At 65.4% G+C, this 23599-nt stretch carries 23 protein-coding genes; 8 read left to right on the top strand and 15 right to left on the bottom strand.

Annotated features, from left to right (window positions below; genetic code table 11):
• Positions 1-11: 11 nt before the first annotated feature.
• The 8 genes from mdcH to BUS12_RS11420 are packed head-to-tail and all read right to left on the bottom strand — an operon-like array spanning position 12 to position 7192.
• Positions 12-950: a malonate decarboxylase subunit epsilon gene (mdcH, locus tag BUS12_RS11455; RefSeq protein ID WP_074295808.1), complete on the bottom strand. Its 939-nt coding sequence runs from the start codon at positions 948-950 to the stop codon at positions 12-14.
• Positions 950-1678 carry a malonate decarboxylase holo-ACP synthase gene (locus BUS12_RS11450; protein ID WP_074295807.1) on the bottom strand — a complete coding sequence of 243 codons (729 nt, stop codon included), beginning with the start codon at positions 1676-1678 and terminating at the stop codon, positions 950-952. The genes mdcH and BUS12_RS11450 overlap by 1 nt, the downstream gene beginning before the upstream one ends.
• Positions 1678-2493 carry a biotin-independent malonate decarboxylase subunit gamma gene (gene mdcE, locus BUS12_RS11445; protein WP_074295806.1) on the bottom strand — a complete coding sequence of 272 codons (816 nt, stop codon included), beginning with the start codon at positions 2491-2493 and terminating at the stop codon, positions 1678-1680. Before mdcE ends, BUS12_RS11450 begins: the two co-directional genes overlap by 1 nt.
• Positions 2490-3386, bottom strand: coding sequence for a biotin-independent malonate decarboxylase subunit beta (locus BUS12_RS11440; protein WP_074295805.1), 897 nt, complete (start codon positions 3384-3386; stop codon positions 2490-2492). The genes mdcE and BUS12_RS11440 overlap by 4 nt, the downstream gene beginning before the upstream one ends.
• On the bottom strand, positions 3383-3688 hold the full coding sequence (locus BUS12_RS11435) for a malonate decarboxylase subunit delta (protein ID WP_074295804.1): 306 nt from the start codon (positions 3686-3688) through the stop codon (positions 3383-3385). The genes BUS12_RS11440 and BUS12_RS11435 overlap by 4 nt, the downstream gene beginning before the upstream one ends.
• On the bottom strand, positions 3676-4722 hold the full coding sequence (locus BUS12_RS11430) for a triphosphoribosyl-dephospho-CoA synthase (RefSeq protein ID WP_083640346.1): 1047 nt from the start codon (positions 4720-4722) through the stop codon (positions 3676-3678). The genes BUS12_RS11435 and BUS12_RS11430 overlap by 13 nt, the downstream gene beginning before the upstream one ends.
• A 2-nt stretch (positions 4723-4724) precedes the next feature.
• The gene (mdcA, locus tag BUS12_RS11425) at positions 4725-6404 is read right to left on the bottom strand and encodes a malonate decarboxylase subunit alpha (protein ID WP_074295802.1); all 1680 of its coding nucleotides are present in this window, start codon (positions 6402-6404) and stop codon (positions 4725-4727) included.
• An 8-nt stretch (positions 6405-6412) separates the two neighbouring features.
• Positions 6413-7192 (bottom strand): GntR family transcriptional regulator, encoded by a 780-nt coding sequence (locus BUS12_RS11420; protein WP_074295801.1) that lies wholly within the window; start codon positions 7190-7192, stop codon positions 6413-6415.
• A 197-nt stretch (positions 7193-7389) separates the two neighbouring features.
• Between BUS12_RS11420 and BUS12_RS11415 the strand changes: the two genes are divergently transcribed.
• From BUS12_RS11415 to BUS12_RS11405, 3 genes are all read left to right on the top strand, one after another.
• On the top strand, positions 7390-8688 hold the full coding sequence (locus BUS12_RS11415; protein ID WP_074295800.1) for an MFS transporter: 1299 nt from the start codon (positions 7390-7392) through the stop codon (positions 8686-8688).
• 293 nt (positions 8689-8981) lie between these two features.
• Positions 8982-9278: a type II toxin-antitoxin system Phd/YefM family antitoxin gene (locus tag BUS12_RS11410; RefSeq protein WP_074295799.1), complete on the top strand. Its 297-nt coding sequence runs from the start codon at positions 8982-8984 to the stop codon at positions 9276-9278.
• Entirely contained in the window at positions 9232-9537 is a 306-nt protein-coding gene (locus BUS12_RS11405; RefSeq protein WP_083640345.1) for a Txe/YoeB family addiction module toxin, read from the top strand. Before BUS12_RS11410 ends, BUS12_RS11405 begins: the two co-directional genes overlap by 47 nt.
• 44 nt (positions 9538-9581) lie before the next feature.
• Here the strand turns inward: BUS12_RS11405 and BUS12_RS11400 are convergent, their stop codons facing one another.
• Positions 9582-10505, bottom strand: a complete 924-nt coding sequence (locus tag BUS12_RS11400; protein ID WP_074295797.1) for a DMT family transporter — start codon at positions 10503-10505, stop codon at positions 9582-9584.
• A 101-nt stretch (positions 10506-10606) separates the two neighbouring features.
• Between BUS12_RS11400 and BUS12_RS11395 the strand changes: the two genes are divergently transcribed.
• Positions 10607-11542: a LysR substrate-binding domain-containing protein gene (locus BUS12_RS11395; protein ID WP_074295796.1), complete on the top strand. Its 936-nt coding sequence runs from the start codon at positions 10607-10609 to the stop codon at positions 11540-11542.
• Here the strand turns inward: BUS12_RS11395 and BUS12_RS11390 are convergent.
• The 6 genes from BUS12_RS11390 to BUS12_RS11365 form a co-directional block, all read right to left on the bottom strand.
• Entirely contained in the window at positions 11527-12585 is a 1059-nt protein-coding gene (locus BUS12_RS11390) for an ABC transporter ATP-binding protein (protein WP_074295795.1), read from the bottom strand. The two genes, BUS12_RS11395 and BUS12_RS11390, sit on opposite strands and share 16 nt — an antisense overlap.
• Positions 12586-12623: 38 nt before the next feature.
• Complete coding sequence (locus BUS12_RS11385) at positions 12624-14228, bottom strand: ABC transporter permease (RefSeq protein ID WP_074295794.1); 1605 nt, start codon at positions 14226-14228, stop codon at positions 12624-12626.
• Positions 14229-15260: an iron ABC transporter substrate-binding protein gene (locus BUS12_RS11380; protein WP_074295793.1), complete on the bottom strand. Its 1032-nt coding sequence runs from the start codon at positions 15258-15260 to the stop codon at positions 14229-14231. It lies immediately after the preceding gene.
• Positions 15261-15332: 72 nt separating this feature from the next.
• Positions 15333-16628 carry an iron uptake transporter deferrochelatase/peroxidase subunit gene (gene efeB / locus BUS12_RS11375; protein ID WP_074295792.1) on the bottom strand — a complete coding sequence of 432 codons (1296 nt, stop codon included), beginning with the start codon at positions 16626-16628 and terminating at the stop codon, positions 15333-15335.
• A gap of 2 nt (positions 16629-16630) precedes the next feature.
• Positions 16631-17782 (bottom strand): NHL repeat-containing protein, encoded by a 1152-nt coding sequence (locus BUS12_RS11370; RefSeq protein ID WP_074295791.1) that lies wholly within the window; start codon positions 17780-17782, stop codon positions 16631-16633.
• A gap of 78 nt (positions 17783-17860) precedes the next feature.
• On the bottom strand, positions 17861-19387 hold the full coding sequence (locus BUS12_RS11365; protein WP_074295790.1) for a carbohydrate porin: 1527 nt from the start codon (positions 19385-19387) through the stop codon (positions 17861-17863).
• 533 nt (positions 19388-19920) lie between these two features.
• Here BUS12_RS11365 and BUS12_RS11360 point away from each other — a divergent pair.
• The 4 genes from BUS12_RS11360 (at position 19921) to BUS12_RS11345 (ending at position 23586) form a co-directional block, all read left to right on the top strand.
• A complete protein-coding gene (locus BUS12_RS11360) occupies positions 19921-20745 on the top strand; it encodes an arylamine N-acetyltransferase family protein (protein WP_074295789.1) in 825 nt (274 codons plus the stop codon).
• 104 nt (positions 20746-20849) lie between these two features.
• On the top strand, positions 20850-21527 hold the full coding sequence (locus BUS12_RS11355) for a methyltransferase family protein (RefSeq protein ID WP_074295788.1): 678 nt from the start codon (positions 20850-20852) through the stop codon (positions 21525-21527).
• A gap of 374 nt (positions 21528-21901) precedes the next feature.
• On the top strand, positions 21902-22762 hold the full coding sequence (locus tag BUS12_RS11350; RefSeq protein WP_074295787.1) for a transporter substrate-binding domain-containing protein: 861 nt from the start codon (positions 21902-21904) through the stop codon (positions 22760-22762).
• 101 nt (positions 22763-22863) lie between these two features.
• A complete protein-coding gene (locus BUS12_RS11345; protein WP_074295786.1) occupies positions 22864-23586 on the top strand; it encodes an ABC transporter permease in 723 nt (240 codons plus the stop codon).
• Positions 23587-23599: the final 13 nt, after the last annotated feature.

The following is a 23599-nucleotide window of genomic DNA, read 5'->3' as shown; positions in this document are numbered from 1 at the left end:
AGCCATGTCGTTCAACCTTCGCCCGCGGCGAGGCGGCGACGCACAGTCGCCACCCATCGGTCCGGTGCGATGCTGCTTAAGGCGAGTGCCGTGGTCTGCGGCCACTGCTCGCGGACAATGTCGGTCAACACCTGACCCGGCGGCGCTTCCACCACCACCTGAGCACCCATTTCAAGCATCACGGTGAGCGCGTCGAACCAGCGAACCGTATGACCCATGTTCGTCGCGAGGTCGTCGCGGATGGCCTCCGCCGTATGCAACGGCCGGCCGCCGCGATTGCCTACATAGAGACTGTGCGGCGCGTGAAACGGCACGCCGCGTGCGTAGTCGATCAATGCGTCGGCGGCATCCGCAAGCAGCTCGCAATGAGACGGCACGCTCACGGCGAGGCGCGTGGCTTTGCGTGCACCAGCCGCTAGCGCGCGTTCTATCAATGCTTCGAGCGCGGCGTCGGCGCCGGCCGTGACGATCTGCCTGGGTGCGTTGACGTTGCCGATATAGACGGGCGGTAAACCTTCCTGCGCCTGTTGCGCAGCGAGCGTCTCCAACTGCCGTTCAGTCAGGCCGGAAATAGCGGCCAATCCGTACCCGGACGGATACGCGGTCTCCATCAACTCGGCCCGCTTGCGCACCATGCGCAGCGCGTCGGCGAACTCGAGCGCGCCGCAACTGACCGCAGCCGCATAGGCGCCTACGGACAGGCCGGCGCTGATGTCAGGCACGACTTGCGCGTCGGCCAACAACCGAACCGTGGCGACGCCGGCCACCACCAGCCCGATCTGAACCGCAACCGTCGAGCGCAGTGCGTCGGGGGTGTCGAGCGTCAGCACGTCGGTACCGAGTGCCTCGGAGGCTTCGTCGAGCGTGGCGGCGACCACCGCGTGCTGCGGCAATCGATGCAGGAAGTCCGCAGATTGCGCGCCCTGGCCGGGAAACTGGTAAGCGAGCATTATGCGTGCGCATTGAGTGTGGGTTGCGCGGCGTGCGCGGCTTGTGTGGCGTCGGCGCCCCACGGATCGGCAATCAGCCGCGGACCTTGCGCATCACGCGCCATGACGCGCGGCTTGCCGGCAGCCCATTCCGCAAGCGCAATGCCGCCTGCAGGTGTTTCGAGTTGCACGTCGACGCGAATTCCTGCGCGTTGTGCATGCAACTCGAGTTCGTTCAACATCTGCTTGGCACGCTCGCGCGAGAGTGCTCGCGGCGTGCGGACCAGCAGATCGAGATCGCTCGTCACGGTGACGGTGGGTATGCCGCTCACCAGTTCGAAACCTGCGCTGCCGGTGGGCCCCCACGACAACGCGTCGAGGTAACGCGCTTCGCGGCGCAAGGCGGCATACAAGGCGAACGCCGGCAGGGCACAACGTTCGGCGTCGGCAGGCAAACTGACTGCGAGGTCTTCGGGGGCGATCGCGGCTTCGATATCGCCGCTTTCAACCCACGTGCCGTAACGTTGTGCTCGGCCGTTGCCGCGCACGCCGATGGCGATGAAGCCGGGCGCCGCCTGCGCGCGCCTGACCACCGCGAACGGCGCGCCTGCGAAGGCGGCGCGAACCCACTCCGGCTCGCCGTCGAATGCGGGCAGACGACGCAGACGCAGCAGGTCATGCGGCCGCCAACGCGCGTCGCATTGATGCGCGCTGTCGGTCGCAAACGGCGGCGCCGCACAAGTGCGCATTACGCAGCGTCCCACTGTTCGGCCAGGCGCCGCCGCACTTCGACCGAGGCCGCCCGGGACTTCCTGGCGGTATCGGATTGCAGCCGGTGCGAGAGACCCGGCTGGTCGTCACGCGCGCTGCGAATCGCCGCGCTCAGCACCTCACGCACGTGTCCGATCTGCGCGTCGCTGGGCGCATCGGCATCGACGCCTTTGATCAGCTCGTCGAGCAGGCCAAGTTTGGCGAACGAGGCCATCGAATACGACATCGGCACAATGGTTTCACCAAGCGCTTCGAGGTCTTCGACCGTGCGGCGCGTGACGCGGGCCGCAGCTTCCTTGCCCATGGCGTGCACCATGGTGCCGGGCGCATCGAGTGCGAGGATCCGGTTGGCCTGGTAGCCATGCGCGAGAAATGCGCCGGACATCGCCGGCCCGACAATCAGTGCAATGACAGGATGGCCGGCGTCGCGTGCGGTTGCATACGCGTCGACCGCCGCGGCGCAGGCGAGGTGAATGCCGAGCGTCTCTTCACGGTAGCCATAGGCCTGGCTTTTCACATCGACGATCGCAACGATCGGGCGCCGCGCGCCGCTTTGTGCATCCTCGGCGATGGCCTTGCGTACCGCACGCGCGAGCAGCCAGCCCTGTTCGAGGCCGACGACGTTATCGGTGGCGCGCGGAAAGCGGTTCTGCGGATCGGGCACGACGGCGAAGAAGTGGGCGGTGTCGTTGCCAAGCGGAGCGTCGCCGCTCCACACCGGCGCCGCGCTGACCGGCTCGCCGGCGAGGGCGCGAAACCAGCGTGCGCCGCGGGTAAGGGAGGCTTCGGTCATGCTTGCTCCTTGGAGGACGAGAGCGCGGCGTTCGCATGAAACACGGTCCGCATGGTTTCAGGGGTGACGTTCGCCGGATCGATCCGCGCGAGTCCGTCCAGATAGCTGTCGACCTGCTCGGTCCGGTGCGCCGCCGGGACGCCCTGGGTGAAAGCACGCTGCACGGCGCTGCGCAGCGCATTGGGATCGTCTTCGACGAGGGCATCCGCAAAGCCCGTCAAGGCCCGCTGTTCGCCACCGATCAGTTGCCACACATGACGGCGGTCGCTGGCGTCGAGTTCGTCGATACCGGCTTCCTGTTCGATCACTTCGGGCCCGTTCATGCCGAGCCGGCCCTGCTTCGTGACGACCAGATACGAGCACAGCGCGGCCGCGAGCGACATGCCGCCGAAGCAGCCCACCATCCCCGAGATCACGCCGACCACCGGCACATGCCGGCGCAGCGCAACGATCGCGGCCTGGATTTCGGCGATCACGGCGAGGCCCAGATTGGCTTCCTGCAGACGCACGCCGCCGGTTTCGAACAGCACCACCGGACGAACCGGCTTGCCGCGTTCGCAGTCGCGTAAGGCGAGTTCGAGCGCCGCCGCGATCTTGCTGCCGGAGACCTCGCCGATGCTGCCGCCCTGGAACGCCGATTCGATCGCGGCGACCACCGCAGGTTCGCCGTCGATCGTGCCGCGCGCGATCACGCAACCGTCGTCCGCCTGGCAGACGATGCCTTGCAACGGCAGCCACGGCGACTCGATCCGGTCGAACGGTCCGAGCAGTTCGCGAAACGTGCCGGCATCGAGCAGGGCGCGGGCGCGTTCGCGCGCCGACAGTTCGATGAAACTGTCGTGCAGCACGGGCGCGGGTTGAGGGGTAATCACAGGGGTAGCGACGGTGCTCATGCCTCGTCTCCCTGTTCCGCTTCCTCCACCGCTTCCGCGAGACGCAGCGCCACTACGCCGGGGGTCGCGCCGAAGTCGTTGATCTCGATCTGCGCGGCGCCATCGTAGCGCGTGAAGAAGCGGTCGAGCACGCTCTTCCAGATATGGCCGTAGCCGTCGACGCTGGTGCGCACGACCACGTGCGCCGTCATCGAAGCGGCCGGCGACAGCAGCACTTCGAGGTCGCCCGAGCCGACCACGCCGACATGGGCGCGGGTCGTGACGGCGCGCTGCGCCGGGTAATCGAAGGTCAGATTTTCCATGAGACTTGGCTCCCGCCGGTGCCGTGACGCACCAGCATGTCGATGAAGAGGGTAGCGGCGAGCAGATCGGCTGCGCCGCCGGGGGATGCGTTAAGGGACAGCAGCGTGCGGTCGAGTTCGGCGAGCGCGGCGCGGCCGGCGATGGTATTGCTGCCGCCGAGATCCAGCACCCGCCGTGCGCCTTGCTGACCGGCTTGCAGGCCCGGCAAGCCGGCGCGATGCAACAGGCAGGTGTCGTCGAGCGAGGCCATGATGGCGAGCAGCGCGTCGATACGCGCGGCGTCTTCCGGTGCGCCGTGAGCCCGGGCTGCGAGCAGCGCCGGCAGGCCGACGGCGACGACGTGCGGAAAGCCGTCCTGCGCTTCGCGCCGCGCGCCGCCGACCTGATAGCGCTGGCGTACGCGTTCGCCGTGACTGTCCGGGGGCGCGGCGACGCGGTCGGGGAAGCAGGCGATCTGGGCGGCCAGCGCGCAGACGTTCGAGGCGGCGTTCGCAGACGTGGCTGCTGCGGCGTACGCCGGCGGCCGGCCATCCACCAGCGCGGCTCCTGCCACCAGCAAGCCGACAATCCAGATCGCCCCACGGTGCGCATTGCTGCCGTCGGTGGCCTGCATCATGGCGTGTTCGCCGGCGCGGCCGATCTGCGCCAGTTCCGCGCGCAGGGTCGCGGACGGTGCGTTGTAGCGTGCGGCCGAGGCGAGCGCGGCGAAGGTCGGTTCCAGCGCCTGCGCGGAACGCAACATGATGTCCAGATTGAGATCGCGGTGCGCGCCGCTGCCGCGCCGGTCCACCAGGGCGGGCTTCGGCGTGAGTTGTGCTTCTTCGATCAACGCGGTGGTGGCAAGCCGGGCCAGCCACGCGTCGGCGGCGCTGGCTTCGCGGCGGGCCTCGAGGCCGCTCTGGCGACCGCCTACGGCGAGGCCCGCCGCAAACGGCGCGGCGTACGTTCCGACCGGCAGCCTCTCACCCGCAGGCGGCCTGGCGCCGACAGAAACCCGCGCGGCGGATACCGGCATCAGTGTGGGCGTAGCCATGCTTACCAGCTCCGGAAACGCGCCGGCGGCACATACAGACCGCCCGACCAGGTGACCAGATCGTCGATGCTGCGCGCGGCCAGCAGCGAGCGTTTCGCTTCGCCGCGCCGGATGCCGAGATCTTCCGGATAAGCGACGATGCCGCGCCGGCGCAGCTCAGCCGTTTTCTCCGGCTTCGCGCGCAAACCGATCGGCGTGACGCCCGCCACCGCTGCGATCGCGGCGCGCCGTTCGTCGATGCCTTCAGCCTTGTGCAGATGCGCGATGCCTTCTTCGGTGACGACATGGCTGACGTCGTCGCCATAGATCATCACCGGTGCGATCGGCATGCCGCTCTTCGCGCCGACCGCAACCGCGTCGAGTTCGTCGACGAAGGTCGGCTCGCCGCCTTTCTTGTACGTCTCGGCGAGCTGGACCACCAGCTTCTGTCCACGCGAAACCGGGCCCTGGTCCTTCAGCAGCTTGAGCCAAGCTTCGCTCGAATGACGGCGCCCGCGCGGATCGTGGCCCATGTTCGGCGCACCGCCGAAGCCGGCGAGCCGCCCGCGTGTGACCGTCGACGAGTTCGCATCCGCGTCGATCTGCAGCGTCGAGCCGATGAACAGATCCACACCGTATTGGCCCGCCAACTGGCACAGCACGCGGTTCGAGCGCAGGCTGCCGTCGCGGCCGGTGAAGAAGACGTCGGGACGCGCCTCGATGTACTGTTCCATGCCCACTTCGCTGCCGAAGCAATGCACGCTTTCGACCCAGCCCGATTCGATGGCCGGAATCAGTGTGGGATGCGGATTGAGCGTCCAGTTGCGGCAAATCTTGCCCTTCAGCCCGAGTGCTTCGCCGTAGGTCGGCAGCAGCAGTTCGATCGCCGCGGTATCGAAGCCGATACCGTGATTGAGCGAGGTCACGCCATACGCTTCGTAGATGCCGCGGATCACCATCATCGCGGTCAGCACCTGCAGATCGCCAATGTGGCGCGGATCGCGCGTGAACAACGGCTCGACCGCAAACGGCCGGTCGGCTTCCACGACCACGTCCACCCACGAGCCGGGAATATCGACGCGCGGCAATTCGTCGACAATTTCGTTCACCTGAACGATCACGATGCCATGCCGGAACGCCGCGGCCTCCGCGATGGTGGGTGTGTCTTCGGTATTCGGGCCGGTGTAGAGATTGCCGTGACGGTCCGCTTTTTCGGCGCACAGCAGCGCGACGTTCGGCGTCAGGTCCACGAACATCCGCGCGTACAGCTCGACATAAGTGTAGATCGCGCCGATTTCGAGCTGGCCGTCCTCCAGCAGTTGCGCGACGCGCAGGCTTTGCGGTCCGGCGAAAGCGAAGTCGACCTTGTGCGTGATGCCGCGCTCGAACAGCGTCAGATGCTCGGGACGGCTGATGCTGGAAATCAGCAGATGCACGTCGTGAATCTTTTGCGGATCGACTTTGGCGAAAGAACGCGACAGAAAGTCCGCCTGCTTCTGGTTGTCGCCTTCAAGGGCGACGCGGTCGCCGGGGCGGATCAGGATCTCCAGCGCATCGACCATGCGCGCGGCGGGCAGCACGCCGTCTTCGAGCCACGGCGCGATGGCGGCAAGCCGCCGGGCCTTCTCGTCGCGCAGGGTGGTCCAGGACCGGGCCGCGGGTGCGGTGGCGGAGTGGGAAGTGGGTTCGGCTCGTGGATTCATCGGCGGATTCAGCTCTCGGTAGGGGCGGGGCGCGCGCGTTTCGCGCGCGGCTTGCGGCCGTTGGCTTGCGCGGCTTCGGCCTGCGCGCGTTCGGTCAGAAAACGATAAAGCAGCTCGCCGGTGCCGAGCAGATGCGCGGCGACCAGCGAGCGGGCGGCTTCGATGTCGCCGCGGCGCACCGCGTCGAGAATGGCCGTGTGTTCGCGATCGGACTCGTCCTTGTACACGGGCAGTCCGAATTTGAGGCGCAAATAGCGTTCGCCGCGGCGATGCAGCGTGGTGATCATCTCTTCGAGCTGAGACCGGGCGGCAGGCGCATACAGGCTCATATGAAACGCCTCGTTGCGCGCGACGTAGAGCGCCGGGTCCAGCTCGGCCTCGGCGGCGCGACACAGCGTTTCCGCCTCGCGCAGCGTCGCGGCGGTGTGCCGGGGAATGGCGAGGCCAATGGCAAGACTCTCCAGCGCCGAGCGAATTTCGTAGATCTCGCGGGCTTCCTCCGCCGACAGCGGCGCGACCGTCGCACCCTTGTGCACGGCGACCTTCGCCCAGCCTTCGCTTTCCAGTTGCCGCAACGCCTCGCGCACGGGAATTGCGCTGACCGAGAAGTGACGGGCAATAGCGTCCTGCCGCAGCGGGGCGCCGGGCGCCAGCGTGCCTTCGACGATCGCCGTGCGCAGTGCGTCCGCAATCACACGTGAGGTGCTGGCCCGCGGCGTGACCGTTACAGGCAGAAAAGGGACACGCGGCGCGCTGTCCAGGGGAAAACCATCGGTTGCGTCGTTCATAATTTCAAATATTATATATGAAATGGCGCGTTTGCAAGGGGGAGATCCGGGACTCAGGCGGCAAGTGGAGCCTGGGCACCGAGGTCAGTAGCGGCTTTGGGCCTTCTGAGGAAGGCCTGCTGTACCAGCCGCACGCACGCTAACCCGCTGTTAAGAATAGGCAATAGGCAATCCAACCGTAGGGCCGGAGGAGCACGATGAATACAATCTCGGACCGCGCGCGTGTCGCGCGGCATCGCACGCCACTTAACCGCTCGCAGATAGCCGGTTTCTGGGGCGCATGGGCGGGCTGGACGCTGGACGGGATGGATTCGTTCATCTACGCACTGGTTCTCACGCCCGCGCTTACTGAACTGCTGCCGCGTTCGGGTTACGCGGCGACACCTGCCAACGTCGGGCTCGCCGGGTCGATCCTGTTTGCGCTGTTTCTGGTCGGCTGGGGGCTGTCGTTCATCTGGGGGCCGCTCGCGGACCGCTTTGGCCGCACCAAGGTGCTGGCCGGCACGATCTTCACTTTTGCAATTTTTACGGGGCTTTCGGCGCTCTCGCAGAATGTCTGGGAGCTGGCTATCTTCCGTTTTATCGCGGGCGTGGGGATTGGCGGCGAATGGGCGCTGGCGGGCACCTATGTGGCGGAGGCCTGGCCGGAGGATCGTCGCAAGATGGGGGCGGGCTATCTGCAAACCGGCTACTACGCCGGCTTCTTTCTGGCCGCCGCGCTCAATTACACGATCGGGGTTCACTACGGCTGGCGGGCGATGTTCCTGACCGGCGCCGTGCCGGTGTTTGTCGCGATTCTGATCCTGCTGCGCGTGAAGGAGCCGGAAAAGTGGCAGAAGGCGGAGCCGAACGCCGTGCGCAGCCGGCCGTTGCGCGAGATTCTCGGGCCTGTGTACCGGCGTCGCACCTGGGTTGCGTGCGCCTTGCTGACGATTGCGATTATCGGGCTGTGGGCGGGGGCGGTGTATGAGCCGTCGGCGGTGATCCAGCTTGCGACGCGCGCCGGGATGGGCAAGGCGGACGCGATTCGCACGGCGTCGATCGCCACCGGCTTGCTATCCATTTCGACGGTTCTGGGCTGTCTCGCCCTGCCGCCGCTAGCCGAACGGATCGGACGTAAGAAGACCCTGGCGATCTATTTCGCGGGCATGGCGGTGGCGATTGCCGGCAGCTTCGGCTGGTCGTTTTATATGCCGAACGGGCTGGTGCCGTTCATCGCGTGGCTGTGCGTGCTGGGGTTCTTCGGCGGCAATTTTGCGCTGTTCAGCCTCTGGCTGCCGGAGCAGTTCGAAACCCGCGTGCGGGCGACGGCGTTTGCGTTCTGCACCTCGTTCGGGCGCTTTGTGGGGGCGGGCGTCAACTTCCTGCTGGGCGCGGCGGTGCTGCATATGCATACGCTCGGCATCCCGGTCGCGTTGACTGCGCTCGCGTTCGTCGTCGGGCTCTTCATCATTCCATTTGCGCCGGAGACGAAGGGGGAGGTGTTGCCGCAGTGAAGAGGGGGGCGCGGCGCACATCCTTGTGCGCCGCGGGTTGGCCGATTGGCCAGGTGGTATCTGGGCGCGATACGCGGCATGCTTCGTTCTGGTTAGGCGGTGTTTGGCATCCTGATCGCACACTTGAGATCTTGTACCGGTTTCTGTACAATTAATTTCAGAGCCGTGAACGTCCAACTCATGTTGGGTCGGTGGACTTGCCCCCTTCCGGGGGCGGCTTGGTTCGCTACGCTAAATACCGCTAACTTTTTTATCAGGAGCGGCCGAAGGTAAGCCTCCGGGCCGGATAAGCCATGAACACCCTTACTTACAGCGAGGCCCGTGCAAGCTTTAAGCAAGCAATGGACGACGTATGCCGCGACCACACGCCTATGCTGATTACCCGGCAAGGCGGCGAACATGTGGTGATGGTTTCGCTCGAGGACTTCAGCGCCATGCAGGAAACGCTGTATCTGTTGAGTTCTCCGAAGAATGCCGAACGGCTTGTACGTTCTGTTGCCCAGATCAATGCACGCAAGGGTACGCCGCGCAAACTGCTGACAGATGAGCAAACAGAAAGCCCGCAACAAGGAGACCGTGAGGTCCGATAGCGTTTTTGTCTTCACGGATGAAGCTTGGGATGACTATTTGCATTGGCAAAGGATCGACGCCAAGGTTTTGCGGAAGGTCAACGAATTGCTGGAAGAATGCCGGCGTGACCCTTTCAAGGGGTCCGGTAAACCGGAACCCCTGGTAGGCAACCTGACGGGTTTCTGGTCGCGTCGAGTGACGCATGCCGATCGTCTTGTCTATCTCCCGCAGGACGGACTGATCTACGTCGCCGCTTGCCGGTTTCACTACGACGACTGAAGCGACGCCGGGCGCCATCACGCCCGGCATCGCCCTGGCGATGCTCAATCCACCGGATGCCTGACCCGCGCACCGCGCCGCAGAATGGACACCAGCGGCCACCCAAGATTGACACCGAGACTCGCCGTCACGATCAACGCCATACCGGCCAGTTGCGGCGCGGACAACGCCCGTCCATAAACAAGCGCATCCACAACGATCGCCGTCAGCGGATAAACAAACAGCAGCACCGCGATGATCGGCGTAGTCAGCTTGGGCAGCGCGCCGTAGATCAGCACATACGAAAGCCCCGTATGCAGCACCCCCATGCCGACCAGCCAGAACCACTGCGCCGGCCCAATATGCGCCACCGAATGCAGCGGCGCGATAAACGCCAGACAAACCACGCCGACGAGGCACTGCGCGAGCGTCAGCAGATGCGGGCGCAACTGGCCGAGACTCTTGGCGATCAGCGTCACGCTCGCATAGAGCACCGAGCCTGCCAGCGCCTCGCCTACGCCAAACAGATAACTGGCGTGTCCCTGCAGGTTTTCGCTCGTGGCCACGCCTGAGGCGAGCACGAGTCCGACAAACGCCGTCGCGATCCAGCCGAGCCGGTCGCCGCCAAGGCGTTCATTGAACAGCGCCGCGCCCATCAGCACCACCCAGAAGGGCTGCACGTGAAACACCACGGTCGCGACCGCGATGCTGGTGCGATGAATCGCGTCGAAAAACCACACCCACTGGGTCACCATCAGCAGGCCCGACAGTACCGCGAGCAACACCATGCGCAGGGTGAAGCGCTGCGCCCGGAAGAAGCCCTTCCACGCGCAATAACCGGCCAGCGCCAGAAAGCCGAACAGGCAGCGAAAGAACACCATCGTCATGGCATCGAGCCGCGCTTCCTCGACGAAGATGCCGATCGTCCCCATCAGCAAACCGCCGCTGGCAAGGGTGATGGCGCCCTGTTGACGTGAGGTGAATGACATGCAAAACGCTCCGTGACGGTAACCAGGTCGAGTATCGGGGACTTGCCGTCACGCAACAAACGAATAAAATTGAGAAATTCGATAAGCTGGGCTTATAAATCATGCACCCTGAATTCGACGTCGATCTGCTGCGCACCTTCGTCGCCGTGGTCGAGGCGGGCAGTTTCACGAAAGCCGCGGCGACGGTGCACCGCTCGCAGGCGGCGGTCAGCATGCAGATCAAGCGGCTCGAAGGCATGCTCGGCACCACGTTGTTTGCCCGCGATACCCGCAATCTGGCGCTGACGCGGCCTGGCAGCACGCTGCTCGAGTACGCGCGGCGCGTGATCGATCTGCATGAGGAAGCGTGGTCGGCAATCGTGCGGCCCGAGGTCACGGGGAGGGTCGTGCTGGGCGCGCCGGACGACTACGTGTCGTCGTTGCTGTCGCCGGTGCTCCGGCGTTTTTCGAACCTGTACCCGCACGTCGAGATCGAGATTGTCTGCGCACAAAGCACGGCGCTCGCGCCGATGCTGGCGGACAACAAGATCGACCTCGCGTTCGTTACCCGCGACCGCAAGCTGCGCGGCGAATATGTGCGCAGCGAGCCGATGGTGTGGGTGGGGGCGTCGGAGGATACGCCGGTGCTGGCGGCGTCGCCGTTGCCGGTGGGCTTATACGAGCCGGGCTGCGTGGCCCGCACCCACACGCTTGCGGCGCTGGACTCGGCGCGGATCCGCTATCGTGCCGCCTATAGCAGCGCCAGTCTGCTCGGGCTCGTGGCGACCGTCGATGCGGGTTTGGCGGTGATCGCGCTGACCCGTTGCAGCGTGCCGTCGCGTCTCGCCATCCTCGGTGCCGCGCAGGGTTTGCCGAAGATCGAGTCGCTGGAGATCGTGGTGGCGCGCAGCGCCAAATCGGACCGGCCGACCTGCGATTACCTGGCAGCCCAGATGATTCAGGATTTGTCGGTGCGGGCGCAGCCGCGCGCTTCGGCGGCTGCCGCGTCCGCGGCGCCGCGCGACGAACGCGCGTCCGACGTTCAGGCGCGCGCGTAGGCCGTGACGTCGCCGTCGATGGCGAGCCGCACGCGCTCACCCGGCTGCGGCGTCCGGTAGCCGGGCACGCGGGCGCGTACCACCGTGCGCGCCGCCGACTGCAACTGCAGGCCGACAGCCGCGTCCTGTCCCTGGAAGATCACGTCCTGAACAATGGCATCGAACGAAGCCGTGCCGTCCGGCGTAGTTTCGTCGGCGCGCCACAGGCGGATCTGCTCGGGGCGCACCATCACGTCGACGGCGCCGTCTTTCGCCGGCGCCGCCAGCGTCAGTTCGCCGAGTTCGCAGGTCACCCGGTCGCGTGCGGCGACGCCTTGCAGCAACACCGCCTCGCCGATGAACGACGCAAGCTCGCGCGTCACCGGGCGCCGGTAGATGATTTCCGGCGTCGCGGTCTGGATCAGCTTGCCGTGCCACAACACCGCGACCTCATGACCGAGCGAAAGCGCTTCCGATTGATCGTGCGTCACCAGCACGGCGGTGGCGCCGGCTGCGGCCAGCGCGCTGGCCACGGCCTGACGGGTTTCGAGGCGCAGCGCGGCGTCGAGCGAGGAGAACGGCTCGTCGAGCATCACCAACGTGGGCGAGGGCGCCAGCGCGCGTGCCAACGCTACCCGTTGCTGCTGGCCGCCGGAAAGCTGCTGCGGCGCGCGCTCGGCAAACGAAGCCGGCAAGCCGACCAGTTCGAGCAGTTCGGCGACGCGATGGCGCGCCCGCCGTTGCGCGCGCGGCAGACCGAAGACGATGTTGTCCGCTACCGACAGATGCGGAAACAGCGCGCCTTCCTGCGGCACATAACCAATGCGGCGTTGTTCCGACGGCACGTGCAGCGCATCGCCGGCGACGCGCCGGCCGTCGATTTCCACCGTGCCGCGGTCCGCGCGTTCGAAACCGCACAGCACGCGCAGCAGCGTGGTTTTGCCGCTGCCGGACGGACCGAGCAGGGCGAGCAGCGTGCCGCGCTCGACGGACAGATCGATGCCGTGCAGCACCGGGTTGCCGTCGAACGATTTTTGCAGGCCGCAGATACGAAGTTCGCTCATGAGAATCCGATGGGGATAGCGGGGAGTGCGACGCAGTCTTAGCCGCGTTCGCCGAGCAGCGCCGAGCGGCCGAGCAGCGCGAACAGCAGGCCGGAGGCGCACAGCGAAATGCCCGTGAGCAGCGCCGCGTAGGGCGCGGCGGCGGCAAACGCCATGGTCGAGGTGTCGGACCAGACCTGCGTGGCGAGCGTCTGGGTGCCGATGGGCGAGAGCAGGAGCGTCGCGTTGAGTTCGGTGACCACGGAGATGAACACCATCGACGCCGCCGCGCCCAGGCCTGGCCCAGCGAGCGGCAACAGCACGCGCACCAAAGTCTGCCGCCAGCCCAGCCCAAGCGCACGCGCGGTTTCTTCAAGACGCGGCTGCGCCTGCATCAGCGCGGCGCGCACGCTTACCAGCGCAAGCGGCAGGAACAGGATCGCGTACGTGATGATCAGCAGCGTGGTGCTCTGGTAAAGCGGCTGCAGCGAATGCACCGCGAGCGAGACGACGGCGAGCGCAATCACGAGGCCGGGGATACCTTGCGCGAGAAACACGGTGCGTTCGAACAGGGTGGCGAGGCGCCCCGGATAACGCACCAGCAGAAACGCCAGCGGCACGATCAGCAGCGTGGTCAGGACGGCGGCGCCGAGTCCGAAACCGAGCGAGGAAAGCGTCGCATTGAACAGCAGTTCGGGCGAGACGTCGGCCGGCGTGACGGCGGCCGCGCCCGGCTGCGTCAGCCAGTAGCCGATCATGCCGAGCGGCACGCCGAGCGTGGCGAGGGTCAGCGCGGCGAAGCCCGCGACCACCAGCCAGCGCCACACGCCCAGGTCATAGCGCAGCACGGCGCGGCGCGCGCCGCGATCCACACGTTCATAACGCGCCGCGCCGCGCACGCGGAATTCGAACGCGAGCACCGCGAGGCACATCACGATCAATAGGCAAGCCAGCAGCGAGGCGCCCGGGCCGTCGAAGCTGGTGCGGTATTCGGCGTAGATTTCGGTCGTGAAGGTGCGAAAACGCAGCAGGGTGAACGCGCCGAATTCGGACATCACGCCGAGCGCCACCAGCAGCATGCCGCCCAGCAAAGCGGGGCGCAGTTGCGGCAGGATCACGCGGGAAAAAGTGCTCCAGCGGCCGCAGCCAAGCGAGCGGGCGCTTTCTTCCAGCGCCGGGTCCATGCTGCGCAGCGCGGCCGCGACCGGCAAATAGACCAGCGGAAAATAGGCGGAGGTAATGACCAGCAAGGCGCCGTTGAAGTCCTGCAGGTCCAGACTGAACGACACCCACGCATAGCTCGTGATGAACGGCGGCATGGCGAGCGGCGCAGCCATCGCCACAGCCCAGAAGCGGCGCCCGGGCAGGCGGGTGCGTTCGACGAACCACGCGGCGGCCGTACCCAGCACGGCCGCGGCGAGCGTGGCCGACACCGTGATCATCAGCGTATTGACCAGCAGTTCGCCGACCAGCGGCCGGAACACCAGTTCGGCCGCTTCGGCAAAACCAAAACTGGCCGCCCGCCAGACGGTAAAGGCGAGCGGCAGCAACACCAGCAACGCGCTCAGCGCGGCAGCTACGAACAAACCACGCGGCGCGCGCTTGCGGCCGCGCGCCGGTTCAGAGGCAACAGCCGGCGGGGCGGCTGACACGGCATCGCTCATTTACAGCAGTCCGGCCTGGCGCAGGAGTTTGCCGGCCTGGCTGTCGTCACCGAGTTGCTGCACCGTCAGCGTCGGCGGGCTCAGTTCGGTGAACGGCTTGAGGATCGGGTCCGGTGCGACGCCGCTGTGCAGCGGGTACTCGAAGTCGACGTGGCTCTTCGCCAGCAGCGTCTGGGCACGTTCGCTGACCAGATAGGCGAGGAATTTCTGCGCGCCGTCTTCGTTGTGCGCCGACTTCAGCACCGCCGCGCCCGACACGTTCACGAGTGCGCCGGCATCGCCGTTGCTGAAGTGATAGAGCGCGCTACGGGTGGCCTTGTCGCCGATTTCGGCATTCAGACGCGCCCAGTAGTAGTTGTTGATGATGCCGGTTGCGACTGCACCGCGGTTCACTGCGGCCACCACGCCTTCGTCGTCGTCGAAGATCTGCGAGTTGGCCTTCAGGCCCTTCAGCCACTCGAGCGTTTGCGCTTCGCCCTTCAGGGCGATCACGGCGCTCACGAGCGGCAGGAAGTCGCCGTCGCTCGGCGCAATGCCGACCTTGCCTTTCCATTGCGGCTTGGCCAGATCGAACAGCGATTGCGGCAACTGGTCCGGCTTGACCTTGGCCGTGTTGTAGGCCAGCACGTTTTCACGTGCGGTGACGCCGACCCATGCGCCGGTCGGCGAATCGAAACGCGTCGGGACGGCCGACAGCGTCGCGGCATCCACCTTGCCGAGCAGACCCTTTTCTTCGAGCAGCATCAGTTCCGGCGAGTTTTCCGTGAAGTAGACGTCGGCGGGGGAGGCGGCGCCTTCCGCGACGAGCTGCGCGGCCAGTGCCGGGCCTTCGCCGGTGCGGATCTTCACCGAAATGCCGGTTTGGCTCTGGAAGTCCTTCGCGAGCATGTTGACGACCTGCTCGTGCTGCGCGCTATACAGCGTGATCGATGCAGCATGGGCGGCGAGCGGTGCAGCACCCAGCGTCGCCAGCAGAAGGGCCGCCGCGCCGCTGATTGCGCGAACACGGTTGCCAAGCCAGGAATGAGTCATGATTCAAAATTCCTTTTGTGATGGTATCGATCTGTTTCACGCGCGGCGAGCCGCGTGGGCGGCGTTCGCGCCTTACGTTTCGAACAGCCCCGCGCCGATGTACGAACCCGGTTTGGCGCCCGGCGGGCAGGCAAACACCGCGCTGCCGACGTGCGTCGTGAACTGGTTCATCATGTCGAACTTCGAGAGCTTCTCGTTGATGGGGATAAAGCCGGTACGCGGGTCGCCCTGGTAGGCAATGAAAATCAGCCCCGTGTCGTACTCGGTTTCCTGGCGCCATGGCGGCCAGCGCTCGATGTAGAAATTCGAGCTGTCGTTGTACGAATACGAGCGGCGCAGAATCTGCGCGCCGTTATTGGTCGCCTGGTTCGACAGCCGGACATGCGAGTTTTCCGGAATCACCGGATTGCCGTCCTTGTCCTGCGCGTCGAGATCGAGCGGGTCGAATTCGTTCTTCTTGCCGATCGGCGCACCGCTGTACTTGTGACGGCCGAACACCTGTTCCTGGAAATCCTCTTCCGTCATGTCCCAGTGTTCGAGCGTGATGCGGATGCGGCGCACGACGCCGTACGAGCCGCCCTGCATCCACGGTGCGTCCGCGCCGTTCGCCCAGACGAACTGGTTCATCAGCTCGGGCTTTTTCGTCGACGGGTTGTTGGTGCCGTCCTTGAAGCCCATCAGGTTACGCGGCGTTTGCCCGCGCGGACCCGACACGAAGCCGGCCTGGCCCCAGCGCATCGTCGCAATGCCGTAGCTCTGGCGCGCCAGTTGGCGCACCGCATGGAAAGCCACTTGCGCGTCGTTCGCACACGCCTGGATGAACAGGTCGCCGCCGGTTTTTTCCGGCAGCAACTGGTCGCCGTTAAAGCGCGGCAGATCGACGAGCGCCGCCGGGCGCTTGCTGGCGATGCCGTAGCGGTCCTTGCCGTCCGAGGTGAACAGACCTGGGCCGAAGCCGAAGGTCACCGTCAGGCCGGCCGCGCCGAGGCCCAGCACGTCGCCGGAATCCGGCGCGGCTTTGCCGTCGGCGCCGGGCAGCGCGCCTGCGGGCAGGCCCTGGGTCATGCGCGCGGCGGCGTCGGTCCAGGTGCGCAGCAGGGCGATCACGTCGTCGCGCTTGGTCGTCGTGAGATCGAGCGCGGCCACGTAGATATGCGCTTGCTGCGGCGTGACGATGCCGCCCTGATGCTCGCCGAAGAACGGTTCGACGGCGAGGTAGGGATCGTCGGTGTGCGCTTGCGGCTTGCCGAGTGCGGCGTGGGCGACGCTGGTCGCGGACAGGCTCGCGCCTGCTGCGACCGCCGCCCCTCCCGCCTTCAGAAAGCCGCGCCGGGCAGGCCGCTTGGGGGGATGTGTATCGTTTGCCATGATTACTTCGCGAGTACCAAAGTGTTCACGTCGTCCTGCACGTAGTAAAAACCGTCGCCCGCCGGCGTCATGACGATGCCGAACAGGTCGCCGTTACCCGGAGGCGACTGCGCCTTGTCGGTATCGATCCAGCGTGCGTAGATCTGCTTGCCGCTCGCCGGGTCGATCTCGACGACCTGGCCATTCAGCGCGTTGGTCACCAGCAGATGGCCGTTGGGCGCCGTGACCATCGCCAGCGGCCGGTGCAGCAGGCCGTCGGCGGTGAGCTGGCGGCCCACACCGGCGCTGGTGTCGCGCGTCATCGGATCTTCGATCACGTTGACGCGGTTGCCGATTGCGTCCGAAACATACAGGAGTTTCTGATCCGGCGACAGGGCGAGGCCGGTCGGCCCGACGAGGAACACGCCCTTGTCGGCCTGCGCGCCAAAGCCGCTGCCCACGACCATTTCCTGCTTCACGACCGGCGGCTTGCCGTCCGGAATGTCGAGATCGAGGCGCAGCACGGTGGCTTGCTTGAACACCGGCGGATCGCCCGCCGCCGAACCGACGCCGAAGCCGGCGTTGCTGACGAACAGCGTGGCGCTATTGCCGTTGTCGACGACCGCCATGTTGCCCCACGGGTCGTTGATGTTCGGGCTGTTGATGGTCGAGACCACCTTGCCTTGCGGATCCAGCACGATCAGGCAGCCGGCGCCCTTGGTGCCGGTGGTGCCGTCGTTGCTCGGCGTGCTGCCGACGATCACCCAGCCCGACTTCAGCATGGTCATGGCGGTCGACAGACCGACGCCGCCCGGGCATTCCTTCAGATCGCGCGGAATCACGGCGAACACCGACATCTGCTTGGTATCCGGGTGGTAATCCACGATCGTGGAGCCGGTGCCTTGCAGGTTGGTCGAGTTGTTGAAGTTGTCGACGAGCACGTCGTCTTTCTTCACGGTGCCGGCTGAAACCGGTGCGACGACCAGCGCATACGGGTTCTGGTCGCCGTTGTCGGGCACCGTATTGATGAGCGTGGTGTGCTTGTGCACCGTCTCGAGGAAGCCTTGCGGATCGGCGTACGCGGTGCCGGCCGCGAGCAGCGCGGCGGCGCCCGCCGCTGCTGCCATCAGTGCCCGCGTAGCGCGCGGCAAAGACTTGCGCTTGGGGTAATTCATGATTGAGCCTCCGTGCCTGCGCACAAAGCGTTGAATGCGGTCATGATCGAAAGCATGGTGTCCAGGTTATGAAAGCGGTCAGAACGTGATGTTGGTTCGCACGCCGACAACAAGAGTGTTGCGCAGCGCCTGAGTCGGGTCGCTCGGGTTCTGTCCGGCGCCGGCATTGAACGTGTATTGCGCGTCGGCCTGGATCTGCCACCACGGATTGACCTGAAACTGATAGGTCGCTTCCAGGGTGGTTTCCTGCGTGCGCACGCCGTACGGACTGTTCAGGAAGGCCCGATTGTCGAGATCGAGGTTCTCCACGCTATTGCTGACCTTGATGTAGGTCAGTGCGAGGCCCACGGTGTCGTTGTCGCGTCCGGCGAACGGCGCCTTCATCACTACGCCGAGGTTGGCGGAGAAGTCGACGAGGTTGCGGTCGCCCGGTGCGCCCATCACCCGGGCGAACACGTTGATGCTGCGCGGCTCGTCCGGATCCGGACGCCACACCATCTGGTCTGCCACGGCATAGAAACTGTAGTCGCCGCGATGCTGCGCAGCGACGCCCGTCGAATTCGGGTTCGCCAGCGACACGCCGGTGTTGTCGTAGTACTCGTCGGCGAAGCTGCCGGTGTTGTACCAGAAGCCGAGCTTGTAGCTGCCGGGCAGGCCGGTGTTGCCGGCGCCGACCATCTCGCCGTCGCCCGGCTGGTTCAACGCGTACTGCAGTTCGCCGATATACAGCGCGCTGGTGTGCAGGTTGAAATTCGTGCCGCTGATATTGTTCGGATTGTTGCCGAGCGGGTCGCCGTCGAACACGCCTGCGAGGGCGGTCAAGGTCGGCGTGATCTGGCCGCGCACGCGCACGCCGAGGTCGGCGAGCGGGTAGGCCGGGCCGCCCGACGGCATGTCGTACGACGGCAGCGCGGGCCAGCCGAACATCGTATTGACGAACAGGCCGGCGCTCTGGCTGCCGATGAACTCCTGATCGATACTCTGCTGACCGACCTTGACGTCCATCTTGTTGTTCAGGAAGGACTGCTGGTACCACAGCTCCCACAGACGGGTCGTATCCTGCGCCTCGATCCCGCTCGCGGTATTCAGCGTGCCGAGATTGTCGGCGCTCAGATTCTGGCCGTGGATGTTCAGCGCGCTGACGTTGAAGAGACCGCCCGGCAGGCCGAATGCCTTCTTCGTATCCACCTGGACCGTGGCCGTCGTCAGGCCGTCATAGGTGCCGCCCGTGTTCAGGCCGCCGCGCGCGTTGTAAAGATATTCGCTGGTCTCGGTCAGGCCGAACGTCACGCCGTACTTGCCGAGCCACGGACGCAGGCCGCCGATGTCGCCGAGCAGGTTGCCGCGGTTCCACACGCCGGTCCATTGGCTGGTGGGCTGCGCCTGAATGCTCAGGTCGGCCTCGGGCGCGTCGTTCGGCGCGGCGTCGGGATTGGTCTCGGCCATCGCGGCGGCCGCCGTCAGCGAGGCCCAGGCGAATGCTGTGTAAAGCGCCACGCTGCGAATCGAGGGCAGACCTGGCTTGCGTGCGGCGCGACCGCGCGGTGTAGCATTCCTGGATGGACGCGCGTCTGACGCGCGTCGTTTGGACTGGGCGAACTTCATCGAAATCCTTATTGTGTTGTATCGACTGTTCCGGCTATCTGCTTTGGGTGACGATAGCCGGCATCCCGCGCATTGCTGCTGCGGTTCGCGACGCCTCAGGCAGCAATGTCGAGATCGTACGCATGCCCAATAGGTGCGTCAATACAAATGAGAACGATTCGCAACAATATTACTGGGGTGTAATTGATATTTTTACGTTTTCTGTCTTTTATTTGACTTTTTGTTATTTAAAAGTAATTTAAGCGTAATTAAATAGTATGAAATTGAAGGGCTGTTTTGCGACGCCTGTCGGTGCTGATGCGCGAGCGGTGAGCTTGTCCGGGAGGGTGGACGGCGCGCTGGTCCTTCGCGCGAAAGCTCGTGTGACAGATGCATCGAAGCGGCGCCGGGATGCGCTGTTGAAGTGCCCGAATGCAACGAAAGCTTGTTGTCAGGAGATCTGTCCATGAATCGACACATTCGTTTGCTTTCGTTGGTCGCCGGCGCAGGTGCGCTTGATATAGTCGCTACCGTCGTTCCCAGGACCCACACTCATGTCAAATGCACTCGACCTCGACCTGTATTTTTCCCGCATCGGCTACGAGGGTCCGCGCACGGCGACGCTCGCCGTGCTGCGCGAACTGCACCGCCTGCATCCGCTCGCGATCCCCTTCGAAAATCTCGACCCGCTGAGCGGCCGCACGGTCTCGCTGGAATTGCCGGCCGTCGTCAACAAGCTGCTCGAGCGCCGGCGGGGCGGTTATTGCTTCGAGCAGAACCGGGTGTTCGCCCATGCGCTGATGCAACTGGGCTTTCGCGTGACGCCTCTGATCGCGCGGGTGTTGTGGGGGCGTGAGGCGGACGCCGTCACGGCTCGCACCCATATGCTGCTGCGCGTCGATATCGACGACACGCCCTGGCTCGCAGACGTCGGGTTCGGCAGCGCGACGCTGACCGCGCCCTTGCGTCTCGAGGCGGGCATGCCGCAAGCCACGCCGCTCGAGGCGTTTCGCCTCGCGGATGCGTCGCATGGCGCGCTCGACCTGGAAGTGCAGTCGGGCGACGGCTGGATGAAGGCCTACCGCTTCGAGCAGCAGCGCGCCGAGTGGATCGACTATGAGGTGTCGAACTGGTACACCTCCACCTGGCCGGCGTCGCTCTTCGTGAGCAACCTGATTGTCTGCCGGGTCTTGCCGCATGGGCGCCTCGCGCTGCGCAACGACCGTTTGACGGAGCGCGCCGCTGACGGCCAGGTGGTCAGTGAACAGGTGATCGGAACGGCCGCCGACCTCGCGGCATGCCTCGGCGAACGGTTCGGCTTGCCGGTCGGCGAGTTCGACGTGCCGCGTCTGTTCGAGCGCATCCGGGAGTCGCACTGACGCGGCCACGAAGACTCGACGAAGACCGATGAAGGCCAATGAAGGGGCAACCCCGGGGCAATCAGAAGGGCCAATGAAGAACCCAAACTGCGGAGCCTGATGCGATGGTCAAGAACCTGCTGCTTCAATTGGCGCTCTGGTTTGCCTTCATGGCGGCCCTGCTGTTCGGTGCCGCCGGCACGCTGCACTGGGTCGCGGCCTGGTGGTTTCTGCTCGAATGGGCGGTGCTTGGCCTGTGGTTAGGCCTGTGGCTCGCGCGGCATGATCCGGCGCTGCTCACCGAACGGCTGAAACCCATCGTGCAGCCGCAACAGAGCCGCTGGGACCAGATCTTCATGGCTTATGTGGGCGTCGTCTGGATTGGCTGGTTGATCCTGATGGGACTCGACGCCGGCCGCTTTCATTGGTCGTCCATGCCGGGCTGGCTGAATGGGCTCGGCGCGCTCGGCATGTTCGTGTGCATCTACGCGTGCCGCTCGGTGTTCCGCGCCAATAGCTTCGCGGCGCCGGTCGTCAAGATCCAGTCCGAACGCGGCCACACGGTCAGCGACACAGGACCGTACGCCTACGTCAGGCATCCCATGTACGCGTCCGCACTGCCGTTTCTCGTCGGCACGCCGTTGCTGCTGGGTTCCTGGTGGGGGCTCGCCTGTGTGCCGTTGCTGGTGGCCGGCATCGGCTATCGCGCGGTGCGGGAGGAGCGCATGCTCGCCGAGCAACTCGAAGGCTATGCCGCGTATGCCGCTCGCGTGCGCTATCGGTTCGTGCCGTATATCTGGTAGCGGGCGGGTGGCGGGCGTCATCTCTCGAACGTCTTAAAGTTCTCAATCCTCACGTCCCCAGACCCAGGCCGGGCGTCTCGATCCACCCCTGTGCACCCTTGCACCAGGGCGATGCATCGTGCGTCGTTGAGTGAACCTGTCTAGACAAAATGCACCAAAGCAGCGTGCGTGGCACAGTATTTTTCAATCTCCTTTCGCCTCGAAATCGCGCCATGGGCCTTTATTTATAGGGCTTACCCGAGGATTTCGGTGAAATCTCACAATTGTGCTTGCGACGATTTTTTTACTCATGCAGACTTGTCTAGTCAATTTAGGCGAGTGAATCAGTCGCTCGACTAGCTGGATGGTGTTCCCTCAATCAAAGGAGTTTCGACGTGAAGGTAAAGCGCACTACGTTGGCTAAAGCATTGATTGGCGCCGTCCTCGGCGCAGCGACTATTCTCGCGGCCCCTGTGCAGGCGAAAGAATGGAAAACGGTGACCATCGCGCTGGAAGGCGGCTATGCACCGTGGAATCTGACGCTGCCGGGCGGCAAGCTGGGCGGCTTCGAACCGGAACTGGTGGCGAACCTGTGTGCGCGCATCCAGTTGCAGTGCAACCTCGTCGCCCAGGATTGGGACGGCATGATCCCGGGTCTGCAAGCCGGCAAGTTCGACGTGCTGATGGACGCCATTTCGATCACGCCGGAGCGCGAAAAGATCATCGCCTTCTCGCGTCCTTATGCGGCTACGCCGGCCACCTTCGCCGTGACCGACACCAAGATCCTGCCGAAGGCCGGTCCGACCAGCGCCGTCCTCAAGCTGACCGGCGACCCGAAGACCGACCAACCGACCGTCGACTCGTTGCGTAAGGAGTTGAAGGGCAAGACCATCGGTATCCAGTCGGGCACGGTCTATACCAAGTTCATCAACGACGGCTTCAAGGACGTCGCCACGATCCGCGTCTACAAGACCTCGCCGGAGCGTGACCTCGATCTGGCGAACGGCCGTATCGACGCTTCCTTCGACGACGTGACCTACTACGCCGCCAACACGGACAAGAAAGAGACCGCTTCGATCGTGATGGCCGGACCGAAGATCGGTGGCCCGATCTGGGGTCCGGGTGAAGGCCTCGCGTTCCGCCAGCAGGACGCCGACCTGAGGGCGAAGTTCGACACCGCGATTGCCGCGGCGCTTGCAGACGGCACGGTGAAGAAGCTCTCCGTGAAGTGGTTCAAGACGGACGTCACGCCCTGAGCGGTAACTGAGTCAAGCGGTACCAGCAGGTGGTCCAGCACGCGCGGCAACGCTCGCGCGTGCCGCCTGATCGATTCAACGGATTGGACGAGGGGTAGGGTATGGCTCTGATCGGGATGCTCGGCTTCGGGCCGGATGGCTGGGGCGGCGTCGTGCTGCTGGCGGCCTTGATGACCGTCGCGCTGACGCTCGCGGCGCTCGCCGTCGGCGCGGTGTTCGGCGCACTGGTGGCGGCGGCGAAGCTGTCGCGCTTTCGCACGCTGCGCATCGTCGGCGACTTCTACACGACCGTGTTTCGCGGCGTGCCCGAACTGCTCGTCATCTATCTTTTCTATTTCGGCGGTTCGACGCTGGTGACGACGATCGGCCAGTGGTTCGGCGCCGACGGCTTCGTCGGCGTGCCGCCCTTCGTGATCGGCGCGCTCGCGGTGGGGATGATCTCCGGCGCGTACCAGGCCGAGGTGTACCGCGCGGCGGTGCTGGCGGTGTCGCGCGGCGAACTGGAAGCGGCCCGTTCCATCGGCATGCCCACGCTGACCATGGCGCGCCGCATCCTGATCCCGCAGGTGCTGCGCTTCGCGTTGCCGGGCATCGGCAATGTCTGGCAATTGAGCCTCAAGGATTCCGCGCTGATCTCGGTCACGGGCCTCGCCGAACTGCTGCGCGTGAGCCAGGTTGCCGCGGGTTCGACTCATCAATATTTCACGTTCTTCGTCGTGGGCGGCGGCCTGTACCTGGTGATGACGAGCATCTCGAACCGGGTCTTCAACCACGCGGAAGCCCGCGTAGGCCGGTCCTTCCGCCGCAATTTCGCCCGCAACTGACGAGGCCGCGCCA

Origin of the sequence: Paraburkholderia phenazinium, assembly GCF_900142845.1 — a bacterium.
Classification (GTDB): Bacteria; Pseudomonadota; Gammaproteobacteria; order Burkholderiales; family Burkholderiaceae; genus Paraburkholderia; species Paraburkholderia phenazinium_A.
This window is presented reverse-complemented; position numbering and strand designations above follow the sequence as displayed.